The sequence below is a fragment of the Paenibacillus nanensis genome (assembly GCF_003583765.1).
In the GTDB taxonomy this organism is placed as follows: Bacteria; Bacillota; Bacilli; order Paenibacillales; family Paenibacillaceae; genus Pristimantibacillus; species Pristimantibacillus nanensis.
On record NZ_QXQA01000016.1, the window covers coordinates 70,768 to 83,092 of the forward strand.

11 protein-coding genes and 1 pseudogene are annotated in these 12,325 nt (G+C 52.1%); all 12 read left to right on the forward strand.

Translation table 11 applies throughout. The annotated features are described in order from the left end of the window. Positions 1-7: 7 nt before the first annotated feature. Positions 8-622 (forward strand): nicotinate (nicotinamide) nucleotide adenylyltransferase, encoded by a 615-nt coding sequence (gene nadD / locus D3P08_RS21340; protein ID WP_119602149.1) that lies wholly within the window; start codon positions 8-10, stop codon positions 620-622. A 14-nt stretch (positions 623-636) separates the two neighbouring features. Continuing rightward, the gene (nadE, locus tag D3P08_RS21345; RefSeq protein WP_420819052.1) at positions 637-1,458 is read left to right on the forward strand and encodes an ammonia-dependent NAD(+) synthetase; all 822 of its coding nucleotides are present in this window, start codon (positions 637-639) and stop codon (positions 1,456-1,458) included. A 154-nt stretch (positions 1,459-1,612) separates the two neighbouring features. Then, complete coding sequence (locus D3P08_RS21350) at positions 1,613-3,160, forward strand: OmpL47-type beta-barrel domain-containing protein (RefSeq protein ID WP_119602150.1); 1,548 nt, start codon at positions 1,613-1,615, stop codon at positions 3,158-3,160. Positions 3,161-3,369: 209 nt separating this feature from the next. Then, positions 3,370-3,969 (forward strand): short chain dehydrogenase, encoded by a 600-nt coding sequence (locus tag D3P08_RS21355; protein ID WP_119602151.1) that lies wholly within the window; start codon positions 3,370-3,372, stop codon positions 3,967-3,969. Between the two features lie 123 nt (positions 3,970-4,092). Further along, on the forward strand, positions 4,093-4,860 hold the full coding sequence (locus tag D3P08_RS21360; protein ID WP_119602152.1) for a CPBP family glutamic-type intramembrane protease: 768 nt from the start codon (positions 4,093-4,095) through the stop codon (positions 4,858-4,860). A 30-nt stretch (positions 4,861-4,890) separates the two neighbouring features. After that, entirely contained in the window at positions 4,891-5,100 is a 210-nt protein-coding gene (locus D3P08_RS21365) for a hypothetical protein (protein ID WP_119602153.1), read from the forward strand. A gap of 108 nt (positions 5,101-5,208) precedes the next feature. Next, a complete protein-coding gene (locus D3P08_RS21370; protein WP_119602154.1) occupies positions 5,209-6,024 on the forward strand; it encodes an MBL fold metallo-hydrolase in 816 nt (271 codons plus the stop codon). A 53-nt stretch (positions 6,025-6,077) separates the two neighbouring features. Continuing rightward, positions 6,078-6,704 carry a TetR/AcrR family transcriptional regulator gene (locus tag D3P08_RS21375; protein ID WP_240647699.1) on the forward strand — a complete coding sequence of 209 codons (627 nt, stop codon included), beginning with the start codon at positions 6,078-6,080 and terminating at the stop codon, positions 6,702-6,704. A 135-nt stretch (positions 6,705-6,839) separates the two neighbouring features. Then, entirely contained in the window at positions 6,840-8,171 is a 1,332-nt protein-coding gene (locus tag D3P08_RS21380; RefSeq protein ID WP_119602156.1) for an MFS transporter, read from the forward strand. A 59-nt stretch (positions 8,172-8,230) separates the two neighbouring features. Then, entirely contained in the window at positions 8,231-8,554 is a 324-nt protein-coding gene (locus D3P08_RS21385; RefSeq protein WP_119602157.1) for a metal-sensitive transcriptional regulator, read from the forward strand. 165 nt (positions 8,555-8,719) lie between these two features. Continuing rightward, complete coding sequence (gene copZ / locus D3P08_RS21390; protein ID WP_119602158.1) at positions 8,720-8,920, forward strand: copper chaperone CopZ; 201 nt, start codon at positions 8,720-8,722, stop codon at positions 8,918-8,920. 42 nt (positions 8,921-8,962) lie between these two features. Then, a pseudogene (locus D3P08_RS21395) lies at positions 8,963-11,377 on the forward strand (heavy metal translocating P-type ATPase); the annotation flags it as partial. Between the last annotated feature and the right edge of the window lie 948 nt (positions 11,378-12,325).

Consider the following 12,325-nt stretch of genomic DNA (forward strand, 5'->3'; position numbering starts at 1 on the left):
AAGCGCGATGGCCAAGATCGGCATTTACGGATCGTCCTTCGATCCCGTCACGAATGTCCACTTATGGACGGCGAGCACCGTCGCTCACCGCTGCAAGCTGGATAAGGTGATCTTCCTGCCATGCTCCAGTAAGCGTCAGGACAAGAAGCTTACCGCATCCGATGAGCATCGTCTCAATATGGTCCGGATCGCCACGGAGGATAACGATAAATTCGAGGTGGACGATTATGAAATGAACCAGCTTGGCTGGGAAATCGCCACTTACCTTACGCTGAAGCATTTTCGCGAGAAATATCCGGGCGACGACATCTACTTCATCATGGGTGCCGACCTGCTGATTGACATTGGGGAAGGCAAGTGGAGGCATGCCGAGGAATTGATACGCGACAACAAGTTTATCGTGATGGCGAGAGACGGCATCAATATGCTCGCCGCCATCAGCAAATCGCCCATTCTACGCAATGCCGACGACGGGCAAACGTTTCACTTGATCGATAAAGGCCTTGCCATGGAAATCAGCTCGAGCTATATCCGGGATGAGTTCAAGATGGGCGGCGAGCCGCGCTACCTGATGCCGGATAAGGTCTATGCTTATATAAAAAGCCATGCGTTATACAAATAGGGAGGAGAATAGCCATGCCAGACATGCAAAAACAAATTATCGAGGCTTTAAATGTAAAGCCGCTCGTCGATCCGAAAGAGGAAATCCGTACCCGTATCGATTTCTTGAAGAACTATTGCAAGAAGACCGGCGCCAAAGGTTTTGTGCTTGGAATCAGCGGAGGGCAAGACTCGACGCTCGCGGGACGATTAGCGCAGCTTGCGGCGGAGGAGCTCCGGGCGGAAGGGTATGAGGCGGCTTTTATAGCAATCCGCTTGCCATATGGCATCCAGCAGGATGAGGAGGATGCGCAGGCGTCGTTAGCCTTCATTAAACCGGATGAAAGCTTGACCTTTAACATTCAGGAGCCTGTCAATGCGTTAGCTGCGGCCTATGCGGATGCTACCGGCAATGCGCTTGCGGACTATCACAAAGGCAATGTAAAGGCCAGAATGCGTATGATCGCGCAATATGCCGTAGGCGGCGAACGTCAATGCCTCGTTATCGGCACCGACCATGCAGCTGAGGCGATTACAGGGTTTTTCACAAAGTTCGGGGACGGCGGCGCGGACATTCTTCCGTTAACAGGCCTGACGAAAACCCAAGGGCGCGAGCTGCTGATCGAGCTGGGCGCTTCGGAACGGCTTTATCTGAAAACGCCGACGGCAGATCTGCTCGACAACAAGCCGCAGCAAGCGGATGAGACGGAGCTTGGCCTGGAATATGCCGTTCTTGATCAATATTTGACGGGCCAAGAGGTCGCTCCGGAAGCGAAGGCCAATATCGAGCGCCGTTATGCGGGCACGCAGCATAAACGCGAGCTCCCGGTCACTCCTTTTGACGAGTGGTGGAAATAGCTTTTTAAACGCAGTTAAAGGCTCCCTTAACAGGGGGCCTATTTTTATGCTGTGAATACTTCGTTCATCCAGACTATTACAATTATAGTCGGCTGATGGTATTCTTTATTGAGAACGTTTTATCTCCATTAAAAGAAGAGGGTGAGGGACGTGAATGAGACAAATGATTGATTTTAGAAAAGGAAGGGTGGTATGGGTTTGCGTTCTTATTGCTGCGTTTCTGACAACAAGTACGAACATCAGCTATGCCGATGGGTTTAGCGATCAAGCGGATCGTTCTCTTCAAGGAACAATAACGGACGAGGCAGGGTTGCCTATCGAAGGCGCGGACGTCCGGGTCGGGGCATATTCTCCGGAAACGGGTTTTCGCTTCCTAGCTTCCGCTGCAACCGATGCAGAAGGAAAGTATGCCATTTCCTACACTCAATCTGTTTATGATGCCGTCTCTGCCATTCTAACGGTTAACAGCCATGTGATCGTCTTCGAGGTGCGGTCCGATACGCTCGATTTTCAATTGCCGGAGGAGAGAGCGGTGATTACCGGAAACATTACTTATGTAGACGAGTTCGCGACGCCGGTCAGCCAATATCCGATAAGTCTAAGCGTTTATCTGGGCCGCGGAGGCCGGATCCCAATAGCGGATATAACGACGGATTACGACGGCAATTATTCCTTCTCCATTATTCCGGGCACCTTCCAAACGGCACACGGGCCGAATGCTTTTGAGCTCGTTTATAACCATAACTTCCCCGAAGGAATAGTCGAGTTTCATCTGGGCGATCGTCTTGTCAGGGATAAACAAGTGACCGATAAGCTGCCAAGCACGCCTTTTAACGGGCGTCTTGAAGTGGATGTAACCGATGAATCGGATGCTCCGGTCGAAAACGCGGCCGTCGAGCTAGCGGGTACGAATATTCCTCTATATCAAACGGGCCACTACTTTTTCTCGAATGTCATCCGGGGAGGCGCGTATTCCCTTAAAGTGACGGCTCCGGGCTACTTGCCACAGGAGGCGCCTATCGAGATCAACGGCGGAGTGATTCGGAAGTCGCTGAAGCTTGTTCGATCCGATGATACAGCCCCGGTCACGGAGGCGGAGGTATCGGAGCAGCCCCGCAGCGGAGGCTGGCACAATACGGATGTTCACGTAACCCTAACGGCAGCCGACAATCAGTCGGGGGTGGAGCGAACAACCTATAGCCTCGATAATGGGAGCACGTGGCGGGTATACGATGGGGGAATTACGCTAAGTCATGAAGGCGAGCATACGCTTCTCTACCGCAGCCAGGACAAAGCGGGCAATCTTGAGCAAGAGAAGCAGCTAGGTGTGAAAATCGACAAAACCGCGCCGACGCTGGAGCTCGCTCTTAACCGCTACACCCTGTCGCCCGCCAATCATAAAATGGTCCCAATCCGCGCCATTGTGGAAGGCTCCGATGCCGGCGCGGGAATCGAGTCCATCCAGCTGACTTCCATTACGGTGAGTGATTTTAAACATTCCCCGAAGTCCAAGCCTCATGAGAGCGACATCCAAAATGCCGAGTATGGGACCTACGATACGGCATTCCAGCTCCGCGCCGAGATTGCGGGCAAAGGCTCGGAGCGCCATTATACAATCCTATACACCGCTACCGATAAGGCTGGCAATCAGTCGACCGCAACGGCAGTGGTTAAGGTGATTAAACATAAGAAGGGGAACTAGCAAAGCCGGTAGCCGGCGAAAATCGGGATGCATTCCTGCTTTTCGCCGGCTATTTTTCATTCGATGGCTCATAAAAAACGCTTTACATAGGATAGGGGGGTATACTATTATTCATTTAGGGAATGAGATCAACAATATAATACGAAAGGTGGTGAATCCGTACCAGTAACGGCTACGTTGTAGCTGAATAAGAGATAGGAGCGCTTCGCATGAAAATTTTATTGGTTGGAGCTTCAGGGGTATTGGGGAAAGCCGTGCGCGAAGAGCTGTCGCCTCGGCATGAGATCGTAACGGCCGGCCGCAACGGCGCTGACGTTACGGTAGACATGGCATCCGTCGAAAGTATATCTGCGATGTACCAAGCCGTTGGTAAGGTGGATGCGGTTATTAGTACGGCCGGAAGCACGTATTTCGGCCCGCTGGAGGAGCTAACGCCCGAAAATAACGAGATTTCGATTCAGAGCAAATTAAAGGGACAGGTGAATCTTGTCCTGCTGGGACTGGATCATGTCCGTGATAGAGGCAGCTTTACGTTGACGACGGGCGTCATTATGGACGACCCCATTGCAGGCGGCGTCTCGTCCGCGATGGCGGGCGGCGCAATCCAGGCTTTTGTGCGGTCCGCCGCATACGAAATGCCGCGCGGCATACGGATTAACAATGTTAGCCCGGGCGTGCTGATCGAATCGATCGCCAAGTACGGCCCTTATTTTCCCGGGTTTGTGCCTGTACCCGCCGGCAAAGCAGCCCAGGCCTTCCGGAAAAGCGTGGAAGGGATTCAAACCGGACAAACCTTCACCGTCTATTAAATTGAGGACCGAAAAACAATAAATTATTTATGTGAACGAACGTTAACTATTGACATGTTAACGTTCGTTCATTTATGATGAAGGAACAAAAATTTACAACATGAATGAAAAGGAGAGCGCTACATGAGCATTTTAGTCTACCCTAAGCTTCAAGAGGATCAGCAGCTAGCGGCGTCTGCGCCTGCGGCAAACGTATGGTTTTCCCTCCTGCTGCGCACGATTTTGTTTCTTGTTTTCGGATTTCTCTTCGTCGGAGCGTTTGCGCTCGCCGGCAACGAACAGCCGTTTCAATCCGCCCAAAGGTGGTGGCCTTTTCAGGCGATACTGGCAAACGCCGTAACATTCGCGGCGATTCGCTTTTTCCTTCGCAAGGAGGGCAAGCCGTACAGAAGTCTTTTCGGATTTCAGAGGGGGCGGCTGGGCAAAGATTTGCTGCAGTTTGCCTGGCTGCTCATTGTCGGTTTTGTTTTGGGCGGCATTCCGCTTTACGTCTTCTCGTATATCCTTCTCGGTTCTTTCGTGCCGCCGGATCTGATGTTCCAGCCTTTGCCGGTATGGGCGGCCATCATCGCGCTTGTGGTCTTCCCGTTATCCAATGGTCTCGTTGAAACGCCGACTTATATCGGTTATGCGCTTCCGCGGCTGAAGCGGATTACAGGCAAGCAGTGGCTGGCAATCTTGCTTGCAGGATTAGCGCTGGCCTTCCAGCATGTCGCCCTGCCGATTGTCGGGGACATTCCGTATATGCTGTGGCGCTTCGCCGCCTTTATTCCGCTTGGGATCGCAATCGGTTTTATATTTACCCGCACCAAGAAGCTGCTGCCGATCGCCATGGCTCATTATGTGATGGATTTGCAGCTTGCCGTTACCGTGTTTATATATTCGATCTAAAAACGTGATGAGCTAGGAGTTGTGTGCTTCATGAATGACATCAAGGTCAGTGTCGGAAATTTATGCGCCTGCAAAGAGGCTGCCATTCGGAACGCATTTGCCGGCAGGGGAGCTTTAGCGGCAATAAACGTGCAAGAGGGAATGATCTACATATCCTATGATTCTCGGCTGATCTATTTTGTGGAGATGCTGGAGATGATCGAGGAGCAGGGCTGCTCGGTTAAGAAGCTAATAAAATAGGGGCTATTTTTTTGGCTTAGTAAGTGAACGAACGTTAACTATTGTTTAGATCCGTTTGTTCTTATATAATTCTATTATGCAGATGTAGATGAAAACGGAGGCAGCCGAATGCAATACGTATGCACGACATGCGGCACCCAGTATCCATCGGCGCCAGAAGCTCCGGAGCGCTGCTTGATATGCGATGAAGAGCGGCAATACGTGAATCCGAATGGACAGTCGTGGACGACGCTGGAGGCGCTGAGAGAAAGCAAGACTTATTCGAATGAGATTAAAAAAGAAGAGGACGGCCTCTACAGCCTATCGACAAGGCCCAGGTTCGCGATCGGTCAAACGGCTTATCTTGTCCAAGCCGGCGGCTTCCATCTTCTGTGGGACTGCGTCGCTTACTTGGACGAGCACACGCTGCAGGCTTTAGCGGAGCTGGGCGGGGTTGACGCCATTGCGATCTCGCATCCCCATTATTATACGACGCATGCAGAGTGGGCGAAGGCTTTGGGCGTTCCGGTCTATCTGCATGTGGATGATAGGCAATGGGCCGTAAGACAGGATTCCTCCACGGTATTCTGGTCCGGCGAAAAGCTGGAGCTTGCGCCAGGGCTTGCCTTGCATCGGTTAGGAGGACATTTCGACGGGGGGACTGTCGCGCATTGGGAGCAGGGCAACGACGGCAAGGGCGTTCTGCTTACCGGCGATATTATCCAGGTTGTGCAAGACAGGAGATGGGTGAGCTTTATGTACAGCTATCCGAATCTCATTCCGCTGCCTGCCTTCAAGGTGAAGCGAATTGCCGACAAGGTGAGGGACTTGCCGTTTGACCGCATTTATAACGCATTTAACAGAATGGTTAAAGCTAATGCGGCCGAGTCTGTACAAAGATCCGCCGCACGGTATATTCAAGCTTTAGAAGGTAAACATGGTTAATATTTGGGGGCGTAAAAGGTCCAGAATAAGAAGGGGGAGCTAGCGTGGAGACGATGTTTCCGAGCCGGGAGGTAGGCCAGACGAAGCGGCGCATACTTGAAGTGGCGATCGAATTATTTTCGCAAAATGGGTATTCCGCTGTGTCCGTACGCGAGATTACGAAGCATGTCGGGATCAAAGAAAGCGCCCTTTATAATCATTTCAAAACGAAGGACGAAATTCTGCAGTCCATTTACCAGCTCTTTACGAATGCGAGCGAGGGGAATGCGCTGCCTTCCGCGGAGCAGCTGGAGGCCATGCTGCAGCAAGTGGATTTGGAAACCTTTCTGCGCCAAGGCTTCGAGCAATTTCAGCGCACGATCGAGAATCCGCTCTTAACGCAGATTTGGAGAATACTGAATATCGAGCAGTACCGCGACCAGCGCGCGAGAGAGATTATATTGAACGCCATTTATAAAGGCACCATCGATTTTTTGGAATCGGCTTTCCTGCTGCTTCAGCAGCAGAAGAAGATCAGGGACACGTTCAGCCCTCGGATGCTGGCTGTTGAATACCAGTATCCGATCTTCGCGATGATGACGGAATATTTGCTGCTTACATTTGACAATAAGGATACGGACGAGCTCCGGCAAAGAGTGGAGGATCATATCCGTTATTTCAATGATTACGTAAAGGTATAGTCGATGACGCCAAGCCAAGCTGCCGCATGTTCGGCAGTTTTTCTTTTTAGGAGAAATTTTCATTTACCGATTGACATAGGGTAGGGGGGTATACTATATTATTTGTATCAGACAACGGACAAGGAGAGAAATAACATGTCGCAGCTTAAAACAAAAGGCATATCCCGAGGGGCAACGGTCCTCACCTTATTGCTTGGCATTTTTATGGGGGCGCTTGATCATGGAATCGTAGGACCGGCGCTAAGCTCTATTTTGCAGGAGTTCGAGCTGAATACCGGGTGGGGGGTATGGAGCTTTACCGCATACACGCTTTTATTCGCCGTAAGCATTCCTGTGCTTGGAAAGCTGTCGGACCGCTTTGGCCGAAAACAGACCTTTGCCTTCGGCATTATCCTGTTCGCTATTGGCTCCGCAGCAGCCGCACTCGCGCCAAGCTTTACCGTCTTTCTAATCGGACGGGCTATTCAGGCTATAGGGACTGGGGGTATCTTCCCGATTACTACCGCTATTATCGCGATGTCTTATCCGCCGGAGCAAAGGGGCCGGATGCTTGGATTGATCGGAATGGTGTTCGGCTTAGGTACAATTTTAGGTCCAGTGTTAGGCGGCATGATCATAGAAAACATGGAATGGCAGTGGATCTTCCTCATTAACGTGCCGATTTCGGCCATTATTTTGATCCTCATTTCCAGGGTGAAGCAGGAGCAGCCGATCATAAAGAAGGCGATCGACGTCCCGGGAATTATCGTACTAACCCTTATTATTCTGTCACTCATGCTAGGAATTACTCTGAAAAATATGCTGTTCCTGGGACTAGGCGTGCTGCTCATGCCTCTGCTCGTCGTGATCGAACGCAAGTCTTCCGATCCTGTTATGCGATTGACCTACTTCACAAAGGCAAATACGTTAGCTCTGCTGCTCGCTTCGATGGTGTCCGGCTTCGTCATGGCTTCAACAACAAATTTGCTTCCGTACTTCTCGGAAACCGTGCTGGGCTTGGACCGGGGAGCAGCGGGCATGAGCGTCACGCCGCTGGCGGTCGCTTCCGTACTGGCATCATTGGTTGGCGGGTATTTGGTGGACAAAGCAGGGGCAAGACGGGTACTCGTTTTTGGTTTTGCGTTAACTCTTGCTGTGGGAGCGGCGCTCGCAACCGGCGTCGAAACATTAGGACTGTTCTATCCGCTGATCGCAATTATGGGGTTTGGCATCGGGATTATTATCGGCGCGCCGCTTAATGTGCTTATTTTACAAGCGGTTGATCCGAAAGAAACGGGTCTGGCCGTAGGCTACATCAGCTTATTCCGGTCGTTAGGCTCCACGATGGGACCAACGATCGCGGGCTTGTTCCTCTCTACCTATGACAACGGCTTTCAGCCTTTGTTCATCGTCAGCGGAACGGTATCCGCAGTCAGCATCGTTTTGCTGCTGTCCTTCCAAAGAAGGAGTCAGGCTGCCGCCGCCTAATGCGCTTGGCTTCGTTTAGGGGGCTGGGGTATAATTTTAACCAATAGGAGGGATGAGCCATGGAAAACGATACGGCAGCGGAATTAGGCGGACATAAGCATCATCACAAACACAGTCCTAACTCCGATAAGATGAAATCAACCTTGACGAGCCGTTTAAATCGAATCGAAGGGCAAATTCGAGGCATAAAGGGCATGATCGAGAAGGACGCCTATTGCGATGACGTGCTCAATCAGATCGCTTCCGTACAATCGGCCTTGAATGGCGTAGGGAAGCTGCTCTTAGAAGAGCATATGAAGAGCTGTGTCGTGGAGAAGATCCAGGAAGGCGATCCTCATATCATTAACGAGCTGCTCGTCACGATCAATAAACTGATGAAATAACGAATGGTTTGTGCTTGCAGCATCCTTAAAGCCGAAGAGGTTCACTCTCCCGAGAGCGAGCCTCTTTTCATTTGACGGGCAAAAAAAATTAGAAAAACACGCTTGACATACTATAGGGGGGTATACTATGATGATGTCAGAAGATAAATATTGGAGGTATGAACCATGCAAAACGTACGATTGAATGTGCAAGGAATGAGCTGCGGCCATTGCGTAAATTCCATAGAAGGCGCTCTCGGAAAGCTGGGAGCGGAAGCGAAGGTCGATTTGCAATCCGGCAGCGTAACGGTCTATTTCGATGAAACAAAGCTCACACTGGATAGAATCAAGGAAACAATCGAGGATCAAGGATACGACGTCGTTTAATGAACGAAGCGGCCAAATAGGCTATCGGAGAAGGTGATACGGATGAGTCAATCTGAAGCAGGCAGCGCCGGTCAGAACGCTACCTTTCAAATTACGGGGATGACATGCGCCGCATGCGCGAACCGGATCGAAAAAGGGCTGAATAAGCTCGAGGGTGTCTCACAGGCGAATGTCAATTTTGCGCTTGAGCAAGCGTCGGTTCAATTTGATGCGAGCAAGGTCGACATGAACCGCTTGGAGCAAAAAATTAAAGATTTGGGCTACGGCACGGTGAAGGAAAGCGTCGATTTCAATATAACCGGAATGACATGCGCAGCTTGCGCAACTCGTATCGAAAAGGGGCTAAACAAGCTGGAAGGCGTGAAAGCGACCGTAAATCTTGCGCTTGAAACGGCGCATGTGGAATATACGCCTTCAATGGTCAGCCCTGCCGATATGATTAAAAAAGTGGAGCAGCTGGGCTACAAGGCGAAGCTTAAGACTGAGGCCAAAAATGACGGCGACCACCGGCAGAAGGAGATTCGCCGTCAACAGTGGATGCTGGTCATTTCAGCGATCTTAACGTTCCCCTTGTTATGGGCGATGGTCGGCCACTTCTCCTTCACTTCTTGGATTTGGTCGCCGGACATCTTTATGGAGCCATGGTTCCAATTCGCCTTGGCGACGCCGGTACAGTTTATTATAGGCGCCAGATTTTATATCGGAGCGTACAAGGCGCTTCGGAACGGAAGCGCGAACATGGATGTGCTCGTTGCTCTAGGTACGTCGGCGGCCTACTTCTATAGCTTGTATGTGACGGTATGGGAAGTGCCGGAGGCGCTGTATTACGAAACAAGCGCCGTGTTAATTACGCTCATTCTGCTCGGCAAGCTGTTTGAAGCGCTGGCGAAAGGACGTTCCTCGGAAGCGATCAAGTCGCTGATGGGTCTGCAGGCCAAAACCGCAACCGTCGTAAGGAATGGCGAGGAGATGAATGTGCCGGTTGAAGACGTCGTAGTCGGCGACGTGTTCCTGGTAAAGCCGGGCGAGAAGGTGCCGGTCGACGGTGTTGTCGTCGAAGGCGTCTCGGCTGTTGACGAGTCCATGCTAACCGGGGAAAGTATTCCGGTTGAGAAGCGGGCCGGAGAGCAGGTTATCGGGGCGACGCTGAACAAAAACGGCGTTTTGAAGGTTCAAGCAACGAAGGTTGGCAAAGAAACGGCGCTGTCGCAGATCATTAAGGTCGTCGAAGAAGCGCAGGGCTCGAAGGCGCCGATTCAACGCGTAGCGGACGTGATATCCGGCATATTCGTTCCGATCGTCGTCGGCATCGCGGCCGTCACCTTCCTAATCTGGTATTTCGCCGTCGAGCCGGGCGATGTAGCGGCCGCGCTGGAGAAAGCGATCGCCGTGCTCGTTATCGCCTGCCCTTGCGCCTTGGGGTTAGCGACGCCAACTTCGATAATGGCGGGCTCCGGACGCGCTGCCGAAATGGGCATTTTGTTCAAGGGCGGCGAGCATCTCGAGAATACTCACCGCATTACAACGGTAATACTGGATAAAACAGGGACGGTTACGAAAGGCAAGCCGGAATTAACGGATGTTCGGTTCGAAGAGGGCTATTCGGAGCCGCAGCTGCTGTCATGGGTCGGCGCGGCGGAGAAAAATTCGGAGCATCCGCTGGCGGAAGCGATTGTTGCGGGGATCCGGGAGAAAGGCATCGCGATGCCGCAGACGGAATCGTTCCAAGCGATTCCGGGATATGGCATCATGGCTGTCGTCGAAGGACGCGGCATCATGATCGGCACCCGAAAGCTGATGGCGCAATACAGCGTGAAAGCAGACAAAGCGTTTGAAGAGATGAGCAGGCTGGAGTCCGAGGGCAAGACGGCTATGCTGATCGCCGTGGACGGCCAGTATGCCGGGATGGTAGCCGTAGCGGATACGGTTAAGGAAACGTCCGGCGCGGCGGTTGCCCGTATGAAAGAGCTTGGACTCGAGGTTGTCATGATTACCGGCGACAATGAACGCACCGCTAAGGCGATCGCCGCTCAGGTCGGAATCGATCATGTGCGAGCCGAGGTGCTTCCGGACGGCAAAGCGAATGAAGTGAAGAAGCTCCAAGAACAAGGCAAGAAGGTAGCCATGGTCGGAGACGGGATCAATGACGCGCCGGCCCTTGCTACTGCGGATATAGGTATGGCGATCGGGACGGGAACGGACGTAGCGATGGAAGCCGCGGACGTAACGCTGATGCGCGGCGATTTGAACAGCATCCCTGACGCAATCTCCATGAGCAAAAAAACGATGCTTAACATCAAGCAAAATTTATTCTGGGCGCTTGCTTACAACGTTATCGGCATTCCGATTGCGGCAATGGGCTATCTGGAGCCTTGGCTCGCCGGAGCGGCGATGGCCTTAAGCTCGGTTTCCGTTGTCCTTAACGCCCTTCGATTGCAGCACGTCGACAAAAAAGAAGAGGAGAGAGACGACCGGTTGAGCAGAAAACAATTTATTTTAATATTGCTGCTTGTTGTGATGACGTTCTTTGCGGGTTACGGCTTCGGCAAGCAGGCGAATACGCCGGCGGCGGAAAGCCAAGAGACGCCGGCACAGCAAGAGGGGTCCGGACACGGACACGGAGGCTCCGATTCGCATGGCGGCGGCAGCGGCGCGGCGGAGTCCGTGACGACGGAAGCGTTCTGGCAGGCGGAAAATACGAAAGCGGGCGAAGAGGCTTCCATCCGGATCCAGATCAAAGACGAGGCGGGAAATCCGGTAGAGGATTTCGATATCGAGCATGAGAAGCTGCTTCACCTGATTGTAGTCAGCAAGGATCTGTCGTATTTCAACCATGTGCATCCCGAATACGAAGGACAGGGCGAATTTGTCATTACGAACAACTTCCCTGCGGGCGGCGAATACAAATTGATCGCCGATTATGTGCCGACGGGCGGAAGCAAAACAACGCAGACCGAATGGATCACCATTGACGGGGCAGCCGAAGCGGCAGTGCCGTTGACTCCGGATAAGAGCCATTCCAAAATTGTAGACGGAGTGGAAGTGACGCTTGTGAACGATCATCCCGAAGCGGGCCAAGACTTTGAATTAAACTTCAAGCTCGCGGATGCGGAGTCGAAGCAGCCGATTACCGATCTGCAGCAGTATTTGGGCGCGGTGGGGCATGTCGTTATTTTGAGCGAGGATACCGAACAATATCTTCATGTGCATCCGCTGGAGGAAAAGGCGACAGGGCCCGAGGCGAAGTTCGTGACCAGCTTCCCCGGCGCGGGCATCTATAAGATTTGGGCGCAATTTAAGCGGGACGGAGAAGTCATAACAGTGCCTTTTGTCGTAGAGGTCCCTTAATATTGATGAGCTATAAGCCGAGGGCTGTCAGGTTATCGATCCTGACAGCCCTCGGCT